This window comes from Agromyces salentinus, from assembly GCF_009749395.1.
GTDB lineage: Bacteria > Actinomycetota > Actinomycetes > Actinomycetales > Microbacteriaceae > Agromyces > Agromyces salentinus.
Map to the genome: position 1 here is coordinate 1 of NZ_WBIR01000024.1, position 16,703 is coordinate 16,703.

A 16,703-nucleotide genomic window follows, 5' to 3' on the forward strand; every position below is an offset into this window, starting at 1 on the left:
GTCGGCGCGTCCGGCGTCGGCGCGTCCGGCGTCGGCGCCGCGGGCGTCGGCGCGTCCGGCGTCGGCGCGTCGGGTGCGTCGAGTGCGTCCGGCGCGTCGGGCGTCGTCGGCGCCGGGGCGCCGCGACGCGGCATCCGCTTCGGCAGTGCTCCCCGGATGCCGCCCGGCCACGCCGCCGTCACCACGATGAGCAGCACGCCGAACACGAGCACCGGGAGGTTGCCCGTGAGGCGCTGCGCGGCATCCGCCGACAGGTCGAGCGCACCCGTCGCGGTCTGGATGAGCCAGGGCAGCATCACGATGACGATGGACCCGAGGAAGGCGCCGAGCAGGCTGCCGAGCCCGCCGATGACGGCCGCGACGACGAGGAGCAGCGAGAACGCGAGCGTGTACGCGCCGGGGCTGACGCTCTGCGTCACGAAGCAGAGCACGGCGCCGCCCGCGCCCGCGGCGATGGAGCTCGCGGTGAAGGCGAGCACCTTCACGCGCCCGGCCCGGACGCCCTGCAGCCGGGCCGCCGTCTCGTCGTCGCGCACGGCGCGCATGCGGAGGCCCGCCGGTCCGTTGCGGAGCACCGCGAGCCAGGTCACGACGCCCGCGGCCACGAGGATCGCGACCCACGCCTGCCACTGCTCGACGGCGATGAGCGCGCGAAGCACCTCGGGAACGCCGTCGTACGGGATCTGCACGCCCTGGTCGCCGCGGAACACGCCCGAGAACACCGCCGTGAACGCCGGCAGTGCGATGACCAGCACGAGCGTCACGCCCGAGAGGTACGGCCCTTTCAGGCGGGCGGCGGCGAGCCCCAGCAACAGGCCCAGCAGGGCGGATGCCGCGATCGCGGCGGCGAGCGAGAGCAGGAAGCGGGGCACGCCGTCGACGCCGGCCTCGGTCAGCGCGTTGGCGGCGAGGGCGTATCCGTAGCCGCCCGCGGCCATGAGCGCCGCATGCCCGAGGGAGAGCTGCCCGGTGAGGCCGATGAGCAGGGTCAGGCCCGCGGTCGCGCAGAACGTGGCCGCGATGATCGCGAACTGGTAATTGCGATACGGGTCGAGCAGGAACGTCGCGCCGATCGCGACGAGCGTCAACACGAGGGCGGTGAGCAGCAGGCGCGAGGTGGGCCGGCGTTCGCCGCGATGCACGCGGAGGCTGATCGTGAGCGGGCCCGAGCCCGCGGGCGCGGGCGTGGTGGGCGTGGTCTCGGGGGCGGCGGGACTGGGAGCGGGAGCGCCGGATGCCGCGGCTCCGGGTGCCGGGGCTCCGGGAACCGGGGCGCCGGATGCCGCGGTGCGGGCGTTCATGCGGTCCTCGCCTCGGCCGCGGCGAACAGGCCGCCCGGCCGCACGAGCAGCACGCCGACGAGCAGGACGAGCACGGCGATCGGCGCGACGGTCGCACCGAGGTAGCCGGTCACGAGGCTGATGAGCACGCCGACGGCGAGCCCGCCGATGAGGGCGCCAGGCGGCGAGTCGAGTCCGCCGACCACGGCGACCGTGAACGCCGAGACGAAGAGCATGTCGGCCGAGTGCGGGTTGAGTCCGAGCTCCGTGGGCACGAGCAGCAGTGCCGCGAGCGCACCGACCGCGGAGGCGAGCACCCAGCCGGCGGTGACCATGCGCGCGACGCGCACGCCGAGCAGTCGCGACACCTCGGGCGCGAAGGCCGAGGCTCGCAGCTGCAGGCCGAGCGAGGTGCGCGTGAAGAGGAGCGCCAGGATTCCCATGAGGCCGATCGCGACGATGAGCACGAAGAGGTCGTACGGCGAGAGCACGGGCACGCCGCCGATCACGATGGGCGTCTCGGGGAACGGCGCCTCCATCGGGCGCGCGTTCGGCCCGAACGCGATGCCGAGCGCCGACTGCAGCACCATCACCACGCCGATCGCGATGATGACCCCCGAGAGCGGGGACGCGTGCGTCGCGAAGCGCATGACCCCGCGCTCGACGATGAAGCCCATGAGTCCGCCGGCGACGAGGGCGCTCGCGAGGCCGATCCAGTACGAGCCGGTGAGCCCGGTGACGGCGAAGGCGACGTAGGTCGCGACGACGGCCATCGCGCCCTGCGCGAAGTTGACGACGCGGGCCGCGCGCCAGATGAGCACGAGGGCGAGCGCGAACAGGGCGAAGATCGCGCCGCGGGCGAGGCCGGTGGCGAGGAGGAAGAGGAGGCGGTCCATCAGAATCCCAGGTAGGCGTGGCGGAGGGCGGAATCGGTGCGGAGGTCGCGGGCCGGCCGGTCGGCGACGACCTCGCCGAGGTTCAGCACGACCCCGTGGTCGGCGATGGCGAGCGCGCTCGTCACGTTCTGCTCGGCAAGCAGCACCGTGAGGCCCCGCTCGTCGCGGAGCGTGCGCAGCACCGCCATGATCTGGGCGACCACGCGGGGCGCGAGCCCGAGCGACGGCTCGTCGAGCAGGAGCACGCGCGGCTCGGCGATGATCGCCCGGCCGAGGGCGAGCATCTGCCGTTCACCGCCCGAGAGCTGGTGCCCGGCCGCACGACGACGGCGTGCGAGCGGCTCGAACAGGTCGTAGATGCCGTCGACGGCCGTCGTCAGGCGCCGCCCGCGGAAGCGCTGCAGCCCCCCGAGCCTGAGGTTCTCGTCGACCGTGAGTTCGGCGACGACGCTGCGCCCCTCCGGCACCTGGGCGAGGCCGGCCCTGGCGCGATTCTCGACCGAGACGCCGGCGAGGTCCTCGCCGTCGAACACGATGCGACCGGATGCCGCGGGCATGAGCCCCGACACCGTGCGCAGCAGCGTGGTCTTGCCCGCCCCGTTCGCCCCGAGGAGGGCGACGATGGAGCCGGCGGGCACGCGCACGTCGACGCCGCGCAGCACGGGGGCGCCACCGTAGCCGGCGGTGAGGCCATCGAGGTGCAGCTCGGCGCCGGCGCGGTGCGGCCCGCGGACCGCGGCGGGCGGCGTCAGCTGCGCGGCGGCCGGCGTCACCTGCGCGGCGGCCTCGGCGCCCGACCGGGAACGTGGCTCGGACTGGGACTGCGACTGCGGCTGGGGCTGCGTGCTCATGCGGCGGGCTCGATTCCGAGGTAGGCCTCTTCGACCCGGGGGTCGGCGCGCACCTCGTCGGGGGTGCCGCACGCGATGACGCGACCGAAGTCGAGCACGACGATGCGGTCGGCGACCCCCATGACGAAGTCGACGTGGTGCTCCACGAGCAGCACCGAGCACCCGGATGCCGCGACCTCGCGCACGGCGGCGCCGAGCGCCTCGATGTCCTCTTCACCGAGCCCGCCCGCCGGCTCGTCGAGCAGCAGCAGGTCGGGATCGGTGACGAGCGCCCGCGCGAGCGCGACCCGCTTGCGCTCGGGGTAGGGCAGCGCAGCTACGGGCACTGCCGCGAGGTGCGCGAGTCCGAGTTGCGCGAGGCATCCGCTCGCCGTGTCCTCGGCGTCGGCCGTCCGGCCGGCGCCCCCGCCGCCGCGCTGCGCCTGCAGCGGCACCAGCACGTTCTCGAGCACGGTGAGGGAGTCGAAGAGCCCGAGGCCCTGCAACGTTCGGGCGACGCCTCGGCCGACGAGCCCGGTGGGGCGGTTCGGGGCGGTCGCGCCGTCGATGCGGATGCCGCCGGCGGCACGCCGCACGAGCCCGCACACGGCGTTGAAGACGGTGGTCTTGCCGGCGCCGTTCGGCCCGATGAGGGCGACGACCTCGCCGCGGCCCACCTCGAACGAGACGGCCTCGAGCGCGGTGAGCCCGCCGAAGCGCACGGTCAACTGGTCGACCCGCAGTCGCGGTTCGGGGGCGGATGCGGCGGTGGAGTCGGGCTCCACGCCACTCGGCATGTGGTTCATCGGCACCTCTTCGTGTCGGTTTCAAGGTCACTGTACAACAGATACCGACCAGACGGTATGCCCGAGATCGAAGCGTGATCCGGTGGGCAGTTGGACGTGGCGCGCGCGCGGCAGGGCGCGTCCGAGCGGTCACGCTCTGCGGCATCCGGATGCCGCAGAGGCAGCAATTCGTGACCGCTCGGAGCTTCCCGACGGCATGCCGCCGGGCGCGGACGCGAATGGTCGCCACCCGACCGCGATGGTGACCATTCGCGTCCGCGGTGCGAGCGAGGCGGGACGGGACGGGCGCGGGGCGCTCAGTGGTGCGGGATGCCCGCGATCATGCCGCCGTCGACGACGAACTCCGCGCCGCTCGTGAACGACGAGGCATCGCTCGCGAGGAACACGATCGTGCCGGCGACCTCGTCGGGCACGGCCGGGCGTCCGAGCGGGATATCGAGCTTCGCCGGGTCGATGCGCGTCGTCATGTCGGTCAGGATGAGCCCGGGATGCACCGAGTTCACGCGGATGCCGAACTGCCCGAGTTCGACCGCGAGCGACTGGCTGAGCCCGCGGACGCCGAACTTGGAGGCCGTGTAGCCGTGCAGCCCGGGGGACCCGCGCATGCCCTCGACCGAGGAGATGTTGATGATCGAGCCCGACCCCTGCGCCTTCATGGCGGGCACGACGGCGCGGCATCCGAGGAAGACCCCCGTGAGGTTCACGGCGATCACGGCGTCCCACTTCGCGAGGGTGAGGTGCTCGATGGGGGCGGCATTCGCGATGCCGGCGTTGTTCACGAGCACGTCGATCGCGCCGAAGGACTCGAGCGTCGCCTCGACGGCCGCCGCCCAGGATGCCTCGTCGGTCACGTCGAGGCGCACGAAGCGCGCGCGGTCACCGAGCTCGGTCGCGAGGTCCCGGCCCTCGTCGTCGAGGAGGTCGGCGACGACGACCCGCGCGCCCGCGGCGTGGAGCGCCCGCGCGTACGCGGCGCCGAGCCCACGGGCACCGCCGGTGACGAGCGCGACGCGTCCGCCGAGGTCGGCGCCGCGCACCCGCCGGTCCCCCGCGCTCACGATGCCACCGCATCCGCGACGCGCACGACGAGCCGGCCGACGGTCGCACCGCCGGCCAACTCCTGGATCGCGGCCGGGGCCTGATCGAACTCGACGATCCCTCCGACGACCGGAGTGATCGCACCGGCATCCGCCAGTCGCACGAGTTCGGCATGGGCCTCGCGCACGAGCTCCGGCCGGCGCTGCTGGTAGAGCGCCCAGTGCAGGCCGAGCACCGAGTAGTTCTTGACGAGGGCGTGGTTGGCGCGCACGGGCGCGACGTCGCCGCTCGCGAAGCCGACGACGACGATGCGGCCCTCGAACGCGATGCACTTCGTGGTGCGGGTGAACGCGTCGCCGCCCACCGGGTCGAACACGACGTCGGCGCCGCGCCCGTCGGTGAGCTCGTTGACCACCGCGGCGAAGTCCTCCTGCTCGGCACGCACGATGACCGTCTCGGCGCCCGCGGCGCGCGCGGTCTCCGCCTTGGCCGCCGAGCCGACGACGGCGATGACCCGCGCCCCCGCCGCGACGCCGAGCTGCACCGCGGCCGTGCCGACCCCGCCGGCGGCGGCGTGCACGAGCAGCGTCTCCCCCGGCTGCAGCGCCGCCCGTCGATGCAGGCCGAACCACGCGGTCTGGTAGGCGATCACGAGGCCGGCCGCGTGCACGTCGTCGAGGGACGCGGGTGCGAGGTGCGCGGCATCCGCCTCGACGATCGCGTACTCGGAGAGCACGCCGATGCGCGAGGCCACGACCCGGTCACCCGGTTCGAACGGACGAAGGCCGGCGGACGCCGCGGACGCCGCGACGCCGTCGCCGACCGCGACCACCTCGCCGACGAGCTCGATGCCCGGCACGAACGGCAGCTCGGGGCGCACCTGGTACTCCCCGCGGCAGAGCAGCACGTCGGGGAAGTTCACGGCCACCGCGCCGGTGCGGAGTAGCAGCTCGCCCGTGCCCGGCGCCGGCACCGCGACCTCGTGCTGCTCGAGCACGTCGGTGGGCTCGCCGTGCCGCACGACCCGCCAGGCGCGCATCGTCTCGGGACGGGGCATCCGCTCGCTCATCGCGCTCCCCCCTTCGCGGCCTTCGCATCGATTCCCGTGAGGAACAGGTCGGTGAGCTGCTCGGCGAGGAGCGTCTTGCCCTCGGGGCCCTCGGGCGAGTACCAGTGCGAGAGGTAGTGCACGTCGGCGAAGAAGTTGGCAATGAGCACCGGCTGCGGGATGTCGGTGCGGTACAGCCCCTCGGCCTGGCCCTGCTCGATCAGCTTCGCGAACGTGTCGTTGTAGTCGCGGCGCCGCCGGGTCACCTCGGACTGCCTCGGCGCGGCGAGCATGTGCATGCTGCGGAAGAACACCGTGCCCTCCGGCAGGAAGTCGATCGACGTCTCGATCACGTCGATGCACACCGCGCGCAGCACCTCGCCGACGGGGCCGCCGCGCTCGATGATCTGGTCGAGGTGCTCCTTCTGCAGCGAGAGCATGCGGTCGTAGATGCCGAAGAGCAGGTCGTCCTTCGACTGGAAGTAGTGGTACATCGCACCCTTGGTGACGCCGGCCGCCTCCACGACCTGCTGCACGCTCGTGTTCGCGTACCCGTTCGCGGCGAAGAGCTCGACGGCCGCTCGCATCACGTCGTCGGCGACGCTGGTCTCCTTCATGTGGTTCTCGTCTCTGTCGGGATCTCGGTGTTCGAAGTCTGGTTCCCTCAGCCGATCGGCCGCAGGCTCGCGCCGCCGTCGATGAGGATCGTCTGCCCGGTGATCCACGCGGCATCCTCGGAGAGGAGGAACGCGACCGGGCCGGCCACATCGTCGGGAACGCCGAGCCGCTGGAGCGGGTACTCGGCGGCGACCTCGGCCTCACGGCCCTCGTAGAGCGCCCGCGCGAAGGCCGTCTTCACGACGGCGGGGGCGACGGCATTCACCCGGATGCCGGGCGCGAGCTCGTGCGCGAGCTGCACCGTCAGGTTCATGAGCGCCGCCTTGGAGACGCCGTAGAACGCGATGCCGGGCGCTGCCGAGACCGCGGAGATCGAGGAGAGGTTCACGATCGAGCGCGTGAGCCCAGCCTCGACGGCCGAGCGCGTCCACTCGAGCGCGGCCACGACGTTGACCTCGAGGATCTTGCGGATCACGGAGGCCTCGATCTCGAGCGCGGGCCCGTACGCGGGATTGATGCCGGCGTTGTTCACCAGGTGGTCGAGTCGGCCGTGGCACTCGGCGATGTGGGCGAAGACGGCGGCGCGGTGCTCGGCGTCGTCGGCCTTGCCGGCGATGCCGGTCGCGTGCGGGACGCCCGCTTCATCGACGCCGAGTTCCGCGACGGCGGCGTCGAGCGACTCCTGCGAGCGGCCCGTGATCACGACGCGGGCCCCCTCGTCGACGAGGCGTCTCGCGATCGCGAGGCCGATGCCCCTGCTGCCACCGGTGATGAGCGCTACGCTCGATTCGAACCTCTGCACGCGTCTCTCCTTCGAGTTCGCGGGTGGTGCGGATGCCACAGGATGTCGTGGCATACCGACTGGACGGTATGCAGGTCAGCGTACCCCATCCGCCCGGCGTCGTGCAGCGACGCGCGCCCGACCTCCGTCGAGGAGGGGTGAAGATGGACTGGTGAGCCTCTCCACGCCCGCGCCATCCGCGAACCCCATCGTTCCCCCGTGGCGCCTGTGGCTCATCTGGGGCGTCGGCGTGGCCGCGTACGTGCTCTCGATCACGAACCGCACGTCGCTCTCGGCCGTCGGCGTCGATGCGGCCGTGCGCTTCGATGCGGATGCCTCGACGCTGTCGATGTTCGCCGTGATCCAGCTCGCCGTGTACGGCGGCATGCAGATCCCGGTGGGGGTGCTGCTCGACCGGCTGGGCGCGCGGCCGGTGATCACCGCGGGAATGGCGCTCATGGCCATCGGCCAGGCGGTGCTCGCGTTCGCGCCCGACGTCGGGTGGGCGATCGTCGCGCGCATGCTGCTCGGCGCGGGCGACGCGGCGGTCTTCCCGAGCGTGCTGCGCGTGGTCGCCGTGTGGTTCCCGGCGAGGCAGGCGCCGTTCCTCGTGCAGATGACCGGGATCCTCGGCCAGGTCGGCCAGCTCGCCGCCATCTTCCCGCTCGCGGCCCTGCTGCACGCCACGACGTGGACGATCACCTTCGGCAGCCTCGCAGGACTCGGCGTGCTGTTCACCGTGCTGACGTTCGCGGTGATCCGCAATCGCCCGCCCGACCGCTCGGAGGACGTCTCCGTCGACACGCAGACGGGTGCGATCCAGATCGTGCGCTCCTCGGTCGACTTCCGCGAGAGCTTCCGCCAGTCATGGGCGCACCCCGCGACCCGCCTCGCGTTCTGGTCGCATTTCACGACCCCGTTCTCGGGCACCGCGTTCATGCTGCTCTGGGGGTTCCCGTTCCTCACGGTCGGCGAGGGCCTCACCCCGGCCGTCGCCTCGCTCGTGTTCAGCGTCTACGTCGTGTTCGGCGTGCTCTCGGGGCCGGTCATCGGCATGCTCTCGAGCCGGCACCCGATGCGCCGCTCGCGCATGCTCGTGCTGCCGATCATCGGGCTGCAGGCGTTCGTCTGGCTCATCGTGATCGGCTGGCCGGGCCAGGCACCGCTGTGGCTCCTCTTCGTGCTCGTGTTCGCGATGAGCACGGGCGGCCCGGCGTCGATGATCGGCTTCGACCACGCGCGCACGTTCAACCCAGCGCACCGGCTCAGCACGGCGACCGGCATCGTGAACGTCGGCGGGTTCCTCGCCGCCCTGCTCGCGATCCTCTTCATCGGCCTCGCCATGGACGCCCAGGGCGCCGGCACCCCCGACACCTACACGCTCGAGGCGTTCCGGATCGCGTTCCTCACGCAGGTGCCGCTCTGGGCGCTCGGCGCGCTCTTCATCGTCATCGAACGGCACCGCACCCGCGTGCACCTGGGCCTCGAGGAACCGCGCCGGCGGCGCCGTCGTCGTGGCATCGCCGCGGTCGGCGACTCGCCCGGCGACGAGCTGCCGCTCGACTGACCCGACGGGCGGAGACGGCGGATGCCGCGACGAGGGGTCCCGTCGCGGCATCCGGCAGTCGCGGCATCCGGCAGTCGCGGCATCCGTCCGGTCGCGCACCCGCGGAGGAGATCAGTCGATCGGGAGGACCGAATCGGTGTTCGGCTCCTCCCGATCGCGCGATCTCCTCCCGAGGGGACGGCGGATGCGTCGCGCGTGGCTCCTGAGCGGGCGGCTCGCGCCGAGGGGAGCTAGGCCGCCTTCGGGTAGCTGTAGAAGCCCTCGCCCGTGGCGACGCCGAGCTTGCCCTGGTCGATGTAGCGCTCCTTGATGAGGTCGGCGAAGGCCTGCTGCTTGGGACCGCCGGCCTTGGAGATGTTGTACGCCGTGGTGAGGCCGACGATGTCGTAGATCTGGAACGGGCCCATCGGGGCGCCCGTGCCGATGCGCCAGGTCTTGTCGATGGCGTCGGGCTCGGCGATGCCGTCGACGAGCAGCTCGCCCGCGGCCGAGAGGAACGGCACGAGCAGGGAGTTGAGCAGGTAGCCCGCCTTCTCCTTCTTGATCTCGATCGGGACCATGCCGATCTTCGACGCGAATTCGACGACGGTCGCGTACACCTCGGGGCTCGTGGCCTCGGTGCCCATGACCTCCGCGGTGTTGTGCGCCCAGACGCGGTTGGCGAAGTGCAGTGCGAGGAAGCGATCGGCGCGGCCGGTGAACGGCGAGAGGTCGCTCGGCAGCAGGGTCGAGGAGTTCGTGGCGAAGATCGTGCGCTCGGGCGCGAGCGCGGCGAGCTTCTCGTAGGTCGACTGCTTGAGCGCCAACTGCTCGGGGATCGCCTCGATGACGAGGTCGGCGTTCGCGACGGCGTCGGCGAGGTCCGCGGTCGTGCGGATGCGGCCGAGGGCGGCCTGCGCGCGGTCGTCGGCTCCGGGCACGCCCTCTGCGACGTAGGTGTCGGCGAGTCCGGCGAAGCGCTGCTTCGCGGCCTCGAGCGCGTCGTCGCTGATGTCGTAGGCGACGACGTCGAAGCCGCTGAACGCGGTCTGGTAGGCGATCTGCGAGCCGAGCACTCCGGTACCGAGCACGGTCACGTTCGCGATGGCGGTCATTGCTGTTCCTTCTTTCGTTGCGTCCCTCGTGGGGCGTTCTCGGCGCCGGGTGCGGCGCTGTCCTGAGACCCGGTGGGGGCCTCGAGCGGATGCCGCGGACGGGTCTCGTCCGGACGTCCGACGTTGAATCGCTGCAGGTCCCGCGCGAAGCGGGCGACCTGCGGGTCGGTCCAGTCCGCGAGCTGGTGGCTCACGATGCCGTGCAGGACCTCGATGGCCTCGTCGTAGGCGGCCCACCCCTCGTCGGTCAGTTCGAGCGGACGGCCGCGGCCCGCGGCATCCGGGACCTCGCGGACGACGCCGAGTTCGGTGAGGCCCGCGAGCTGGCGGGAGACCGTCGAGCGGTTGAGGCGATAGGCCTGCGCGATGTCGACCGAACGGCAGCCCGGGTTGTCGGCGATGAACCCCAGGATCGACTGGTCGGTCATGCTGAGCGCGAGGTTCGCGGTGCGCGCGTCGGCGATGCCGCGGCGGCTGATGGTGATGAGGGCGCCGAGGATCGCGGTGGTGGCGCCGTCGCGGGTGTTCGCCGCTGCATCCATGGTCCGGACCTCCTGTTGTCAAATGCAACGCTACGCTCGTGCGTTGCATTCCGCAACAAAGCAAAGCGTCTTCGCATGCTCCCCGCGGATCCCGCCGGTCGGGCGCGGAGGGCGGCGAGGTGGAACTGACGGATGCCCCGACCCTTCGCCCGGGGCATCCGTCGTCCTGGTTCAGCTCATGGCGCCCCTGGCGCCCCTGGCGCACCGGTCACCGGCGTGCGCGCAGCCGCCGGCGACGGAACCACTTGTCGCCCTCGACGACGACCAGCAGCACGAGCGTCAGCCCGATGCATCCGAGCCACTGCCAGCCGGTGAGGGACACGGTGCCGAGCATCCGCTGCAGCACGCCGATCTCGGTGGACGCCACGATGAGCAGCACCGGCCACACGAGGATCTTCGCGACGGCCGCGATGGGGGCCCGCAGGCCCGACTCGGGCGTGCGGCGCATGAGCAGCGCGCTCAGCACCGTGGCGAGGCCGAGCACGACGTAGGCCATGGTCATCGAGGCGGTCGGCTCGGTCGGGCTGGGCGCGTCGGGCCCCCACAGCAGCGGCACGAGCGCGATGAGGAAGATGACCGCACCGTAGACGAGCCACTCGACGAGCGAGACCCGGTTGACGACGCCGACCTTCGGGTCGCGCGGCGGGTGGTTCATGATGCCCGGCGGGTTCGCGTCGGCGGCGATCGCGAAGACCGCGAAGAGGGCCACGAAGAAGTTGATGAACAGAACCTGGGCCGGGAACAGCGCGACGCCCTCGGCGATCGAGAACGCGCTCGCGGCGAGGAACAGCATGATGAGGCTGAGGAGCTGCGTCATCTGGAACCGCAGGTACGCCGTGATCTTCGAGTAGACGATGCGGCCGATCTCGACGGCGTGCACGAGGGTCGCGAAGTTGTCGTCGGTGAGCACGAGCTTCGCGGCCTGCTTCGTCACCTCCGAGCCGGAGCCCATCGCGACGCCGATGTTCGCCTGCTTGATGGCCGCCGCGTCGTTCACGGCGTCGCCGGTCATCGCGACGATGGCGCCCTTCGCCTGCAGCAGGCGCACGAGTCGCAGCTTGTCGTCGGGCGTGACGCGGCCGAAGACGTGGAGGTCCGGCAGCCGGCCGCTGAGCTCCTCGTCGCTCATCTGCTTGAGGTCGGCGCCGCTCACGGCCCCGGTGCCGAGCCCGAGCTCGGCGCCGATCGCGCCCGCGGTGACCGCGTGGTCACCGGTGATCATGCGCACGTCGATGCCCGCGTTGTGGGCGACCGCGACGGCGTCCTTCGCCTCCGTGCGCAGCGGGTCGACGATGCCGACGATGCCGATCAGCGAGAGCTCCTCGACCCACGACATCGGGTCGGCCGCGATGCGACCCTCGTCGCCGTCGTCGAGGAAGCGCGCCGCGATGGCGAGCGTGCGCAGGCCGGTGGCGGACATCCGCTCCAGCTCGGTGGTCGCCGCGTCGGATGCCACGGGCACGACCTCGCGCGTCTCGCTGAGCATCGTCGTGCAGCGGCCGAGCACCACGTCGGGCGCGCCCTTCACGATGAGCACGAGACGCTGCTCGCCGCGGTAGGGGATGCGCTGGAGCGTGGCCATGAACTTGTAGTCGGAGTCGAACGGCACCTCGGCGAGGCGCGGGTAGTCCTTGCGCGCCTGGTCCGCGTCGATGCCGAGCCTCGCGGCGAGCACGACGAGGGCCGCCTCGGTGGGGTCGCCGACCACGTCGCCCTCGGGCGAGACCGTCGCATCGTTGGGCAGGCCGATCGCGAGGCCGAGGGTCGGGGCGTCGAGGGGTTCGTCGGACGTGCCGATCACATGGCCCTCGAACGAGTACCCCTCGCCCGTGACCCGGTAGGTGTTGCCGCCGAGCCACGCGGTGCGCACGGTCATCATGTTCAGGGTCAGGGTGCCGGTCTTGTCGGAGCAGATCGCGCTCGTCGCCCCGAGCGTCTCGACGTCGTTCAGCGAGGTGACGATCGCCCGTTCCTTCGCGAGCTTCGAGGCACCCCACGCGAGCAGGCTCTGCACGAACACCGGCAGGCCCGTCGGGATGGCCGAGATCGCCACCGCCGTGGCCAGGAAGAGCAGTTCGTCGAGGCTCTGGCCGCGCGCGAAGCCGATCAGCACGATCACGAGCACGGCGCTCCAGGCGATGATGCCGAGCACCTTCGTGAGGCCGTCGAGTTCGAGCTGCAGGGGCGACTTCTTATCGCCGACCTGCGTGAGCAGTGACGCGATGCGGCCCATCTGGGTGCGCATGCCGGTCTCGACGACGACGATGCGCGCCGTGCCGCGCGTGACCGAGGTGTTCTGGAAGACCATCGACGTGCGGTCGGCCAACGCGGTGGAGGCCGTGTTCTCGGCCGATCCCTTCGGAATGGGGAGCGACTCGCCCGTGAGCGAGGATTCCTGCGTCTCGAGGTTGGCGGACCTCAGGATCCTGCCGTCGGCCGGCACGAGGTCCCCCGACTCCAGCTCGACGATGTCGCCGGGCACGAGCCCGGTCGCGTCGATCTGCAGCAGCACGCCGTCGCGGATGACGCGCGCCTTCGGCGTCTGCAGCTTGGCGAGCGCGTCGACGCTGCGACGGGCCTTGACCTCCTGCTGGGTGCCCGTGATGACGTTGAAGAGCACGAGGACCGCCACGATGATCGCCGTCGTGACCTGCCCGATGAGCAGGGACACGATCGTGACGGCGATGAGCATGAGCGTCATGAGCTCGAGCACCTGGCTGAGCGCGATGCGCCAGACGCTCGGCGGCGGCGCGCTCTGCAGCGCGTTCGGCCCGGCGTCGGCAAGGCGCCGCTCCGCCTCGGCGGCGGTGAGCCCCCTGGCCGCCTCGGTCTTCGCCTGCGCGACGACGGCGTCGGGGGCGAGCGCCCACCACTCGATGCCGTGCCCCTCGGTTGTGCCCTGCTGTGCTTCGATGGTCACGGAACCCCCCAGATCCTCGCCGACAATCCACACCATAGCCCTCGGAGGGCGGCCGGCGGCAGGTCATGGGCGCCCCGGTTTCGGCCGTCGGGTCGGCGGGACCGCGGCCGTGGCATCCGCTGCAGGCTCCGGCCGCGCGCGTCAGGCGCCGAGCAGCCCCCGCAGGTCGTCGGCCGTGAGCGCCTCGGCGGCGCGCGGGTCGGCGGCGTCGGTGCCCTCGTCGAGGATCGACGCGACGAGGGCGCCCTTCCGCGCCTTGAGCGCCATCACCTTGTCTTCGATCGTGTCGGAGGCGACGAGCCGGTAGACCATGACCTGCTTCGCCTGCCCGATGCGGTGCGCGCGGTCGACCGCCTGCGCCTCGCTCGCCGGGTTCCACCACGGGTCGAGCAGGAACACGTAGTCGGCCTCGGTCAGGTTCAGTCCGAAGCCGCCCGCCTTCAGGCTGATGAGGAACACGGATGCCTCGCCGTCGCGGAAGCGCGCGATCTCGGCGTCGCGACGGCGAACGGGGGTCGACCCGTCGAGGTAGGCGTAGGACACGCCCGCGGCGTCGAGCCGCGACCTCGCCCGGCCGAGGAACGACGTGAACTGGCTGAAGACGAGCGCCTTGTGCCCTTCGGCGAGCACGTCGTCGAGCTGCTCGAAGAGCGCGTCGAGCTTGGCCGACGGCATGCCCGCGTAGCGTTCGTCGTCGATCAGCGTGGCGTCCAGTGCGAGCATGCGCAGCAGGGTCAGCGAGCGATAGACGATGAATCGGTTGCGGTCGAGGTCGTCGATGAGGCCGAGCAGCTTCTGCCGCTCGCGCTGGAGCATCGTGTCGTAGAGGCGCCGGTGGCTCGGCGCGAGCGCGACCTCGAGCACCTGCTCCTGCTTGGGCGGCAGCTCGGGCGCCACGAGCTCCTTCGTGCGTCGGAGCATGAGCGGTCGGATACGGCGGCGCAGCCGATCGCGGCGCTCGAGGTTGCGGTCCTGCTCGATGGGGCGCCGGTACTGCTCGTCGAAACCACGGCGCGAGGCGAACAGGCCCGGCGCGACGATCTGCAGGATCGCCCACAGCTCGCTCAGGTCGTTCTCGATGGGCGTGCCGGTGACGGCCAGCCGGAAGGGTGCGCGGATGCCGCGGGCCGCCGCGTGCACCTTGGTCGCCGCGTTCTTGACGAACTGCGCCTCGTCGAGCACGAGGCCGCCCCACTCGAGGGCGGCGAACGCCTCGGCCTCGAGGCGCAGCACGGCGTAGGTCGTGACGACCAGGTCGGCCCCCGCCGCGGCGTCGGCGAGGCTGGCCTTGCGCTTCGCCTCGGTCGAGGTGACGGATGCCACGCGCAGGCCCGGCGTGAACCGGGCGGCTTCGCGCACCCAGTTCGAGGCGACCGAGGTCGGGGCCACGACGAGGAACGGCCCGGTCCGCTCGGCGGCCGGCTCGGCGTCGTCGCCGGCTCGGACGGTCTCGTCGGGGTCTCGATGCGCTCCTTCGTCGCTACTGGACCGCCGGAGGTCGCCGCTGCCCGGCCGACCTTGCGCGACGGCATGCGCGACGAGCGCGAGCGCCTGCGCGGTCTTGCCGAGGCCCATGTCGTCGGCGAGGATGCCCCCGAGCCGGGCCTTCCAGAGGTAGGCGAGCCAGCGGAACCCGGCGAGCTGGTACGGCCGGAGCGGCAGGACGACGCCCTCGGGCTGGGGCAGCTCCTCGACCCGCCCGTGCTCGAGCGCCTCGACGGTGCGACGCCACGAGACGGCGGGCTCCGAGACATCCGCCAGGTCCTCGAAGTCGGCCCAGAGGCTCGTGCGACTCGCGTGGATGCGCAGCCCGGTCTCCCACTCGGCGAGCGCGCCGGCCTCCTCGATGAGCTCGCGCAGGGGGTCGAAGACCGCCTGGTTCAGCATGAGGTAGCTCTTGTCGACCATGAGCAGCCGGCGCTGCCCCTTCGCCAGCGCGCGGAAGAGGGGCATGAACGGCACCGGCCGGCCGTCGATCGTGATGACCACGCCGAGGTCGAACCAGTCGGTCTTGCGCGACTCGACCGTGGTGATGCGCACCTTCGGCGGCTCGGTCAGCAGGCGGTAGTCGGGGCGCTCGCCCTCGACCTCGATGCGGAGCGGATGCCGCTCGGCGAGCGCCTCGAGCCTCGGCAGTCGCTCGGCGCAGAACTCCGCCGCGTCGACGCCGCGCACGAGCACGGTGTCGAGCGGCACCCAGCCCAGCACGTCGGCGACCCGTGCGAGCAGGTCGTCGTCGAGGTCGGGGTCGGCGGCCGCCTCGGCGATCGAGGCGGCGACCGCGGAGCTGCTGTCGATGCCGTCGGATGCCCCGACCGGCGTGGTGCGGCCGTCGGCGTGCTCCCAGTGCCACGCGAGGCGCAGCACGTCGTGCGGCTCGAAGACGAGGTCGAGCACGAGGGCCGCCGGAGCCGGCGGCGGAGGCGTGAACGACCCGTCGCGACTCGCGATCGGGAGGGAGCGGGCGAGCCCGGGCAGGTGGCGACGGAGGAACTCGGGCACGTCGGCCGGCGGAACCCCCACCGGCGCCTCGCCCGGGTTCTCGAGCAGCGCGCGTGCCGCGGGGGTGACCGGCCCGCGGAAGCCCGCGAGCTCGATGCGCCCTTCCTCGAAGTCGGAGCGGTAGACGCCGTGCTCGCCGATGGCGCGGGCGTTCGCCAGTGGACCGGCCACCTCGTCGAACGCGAGCTCGGGCGAGAGCGTCAACGTGCCGTCGGCACCCTCGCGGGCGTCGAGCCCGACGACCGCCGAGCCGTGCAGGACGACCTCGGGCGTGACATCCGACCCGACCAGCGCGACGCCGAGGCGTGCGGCCTCGGCGAACAGCGCCCAGAGCAGCGGGCTCTCGAACTCGTCGAGCGTGACCCACTCCGACCCGTAGGTCGTGTAGACGCTCGGGGAGCTGCCCTTCAGGAGCGTGAACTGCGCGAACCAGCGGGCCTGCGCGGGGTCGAAACCGCCGGCCTCACCCTGGTAGGCGATGTTCTGCCACGTGAGGCCCGCCTTGATCCACGCGCCTCGGACGCTCTGGGTGACCGGTCGCACGGCGAGGCGATCGACGGATGCCGCACGCTTGGCCGGTTCGTCGCGGGGACCCTGCCACTGGCCGCTCCGCCGCGTGACCTTGCGACGGAGCTCGAACTGCAGCCCGAGCCGCTTCGAGGCGCCGGAGGGCGGATCGGCCGGTGCGCCGCGATGCGGGCCGGCCGGCCGCGGGGCGAGGGGCGCGAGGGCCGACCGCCAATCGCCGACGCCGCGCGTGGGCGGCGTCGAGTCGGTCATC

General features: G+C 72.3%; 13 protein-coding genes. 1 reads left to right on the forward strand and 12 read right to left on the reverse strand.

Annotated elements, in window-relative coordinates:
• The 8 genes from GQQ95_RS17590 to GQQ95_RS17625 all read right to left on the reverse strand — a co-directional run.
• Nucleotides 1-1,301 (reverse strand): branched-chain amino acid ABC transporter permease (locus GQQ95_RS17590; RefSeq protein ID WP_246205762.1); only part of this gene is annotated, 1,301 nt, incomplete at its 3' end.
• A complete protein-coding gene (locus GQQ95_RS17595; protein WP_157428911.1) occupies nt 1,298-2,176 on the reverse strand; it encodes a branched-chain amino acid ABC transporter permease in 879 nt (292 codons plus the stop codon). The genes GQQ95_RS17590 and GQQ95_RS17595, both read right to left, overlap by 4 nt.
• Nucleotides 2,176-3,027 carry an ABC transporter ATP-binding protein gene (locus GQQ95_RS17600; protein WP_157428912.1) on the reverse strand — a complete coding sequence of 284 codons (852 nt, stop codon included), beginning with the start codon at nt 3,025-3,027 and terminating at the stop codon, nt 2,176-2,178. The genes GQQ95_RS17595 and GQQ95_RS17600 overlap by 1 nt, the downstream gene beginning before the upstream one ends.
• Nucleotides 3,024-3,803 (reverse strand): ABC transporter ATP-binding protein, encoded by a 780-nt coding sequence (locus tag GQQ95_RS17605; RefSeq protein WP_212275560.1) that lies wholly within the window; start codon nt 3,801-3,803, stop codon nt 3,024-3,026. Before GQQ95_RS17605 ends, GQQ95_RS17600 begins: the two co-directional genes overlap by 4 nt.
• A gap of 305 nt (nt 3,804-4,108) precedes the next feature.
• Entirely contained in the window at nt 4,109-4,870 is a 762-nt protein-coding gene (locus GQQ95_RS17610; protein ID WP_246205764.1) for a glucose 1-dehydrogenase, read from the reverse strand.
• The gene (locus GQQ95_RS17615; RefSeq protein WP_246205766.1) at nt 4,867-5,919 is read right to left on the reverse strand and encodes an NADPH:quinone oxidoreductase family protein; all 1,053 of its coding nucleotides are present in this window, start codon (nt 5,917-5,919) and stop codon (nt 4,867-4,869) included. Before GQQ95_RS17615 ends, GQQ95_RS17610 begins: the two co-directional genes overlap by 4 nt.
• Nucleotides 5,916-6,515: a TetR/AcrR family transcriptional regulator gene (locus GQQ95_RS17620; protein ID WP_157428913.1), complete on the reverse strand. Its 600-nt coding sequence runs from the start codon at nt 6,513-6,515 to the stop codon at nt 5,916-5,918. Before GQQ95_RS17620 ends, GQQ95_RS17615 begins: the two co-directional genes overlap by 4 nt.
• 47 nt (nt 6,516-6,562) lie before the next feature.
• On the reverse strand, nt 6,563-7,318 hold the full coding sequence (locus GQQ95_RS17625; protein WP_157428914.1) for an SDR family oxidoreductase: 756 nt from the start codon (nt 7,316-7,318) through the stop codon (nt 6,563-6,565).
• A 151-nt stretch (nt 7,319-7,469) separates the two neighbouring features.
• Between GQQ95_RS17625 and GQQ95_RS17630 the strand changes: the two genes are divergently transcribed.
• Nucleotides 7,470-8,864 (forward strand): MFS transporter, encoded by a 1,395-nt coding sequence (locus GQQ95_RS17630; protein WP_246205768.1) that lies wholly within the window; start codon nt 7,470-7,472, stop codon nt 8,862-8,864.
• A 230-nt stretch (nt 8,865-9,094) separates the two neighbouring features.
• Here the strand turns inward: GQQ95_RS17630 and GQQ95_RS17635 are convergent, their stop codons facing one another.
• The 4 genes from GQQ95_RS17635 to GQQ95_RS19525 form a co-directional block, all read right to left on the reverse strand.
• Nucleotides 9,095-9,958 carry a 3-hydroxyacyl-CoA dehydrogenase gene (locus tag GQQ95_RS17635; RefSeq protein WP_157428916.1) on the reverse strand — a complete coding sequence of 288 codons (864 nt, stop codon included), beginning with the start codon at nt 9,956-9,958 and terminating at the stop codon, nt 9,095-9,097.
• Nucleotides 9,955-10,500 carry a MarR family winged helix-turn-helix transcriptional regulator gene (locus tag GQQ95_RS17640; RefSeq protein ID WP_157428917.1) on the reverse strand — a complete coding sequence of 182 codons (546 nt, stop codon included), beginning with the start codon at nt 10,498-10,500 and terminating at the stop codon, nt 9,955-9,957. The genes GQQ95_RS17635 and GQQ95_RS17640 overlap by 4 nt, the downstream gene beginning before the upstream one ends.
• A 208-nt stretch (nt 10,501-10,708) precedes the next feature.
• Nucleotides 10,709-13,420 (reverse strand): cation-translocating P-type ATPase, encoded by a 2,712-nt coding sequence (locus GQQ95_RS17645; RefSeq protein ID WP_246205770.1) that lies wholly within the window; start codon nt 13,418-13,420, stop codon nt 10,709-10,711.
• Between the two features lie 141 nt (nt 13,421-13,561).
• Entirely contained in the window at nt 13,562-16,702 is a 3,141-nt protein-coding gene (locus GQQ95_RS19525) for a DEAD/DEAH box helicase (RefSeq protein ID WP_212275566.1), read from the reverse strand.
• Nucleotide 16,703: the final 1 nt, after the last annotated feature.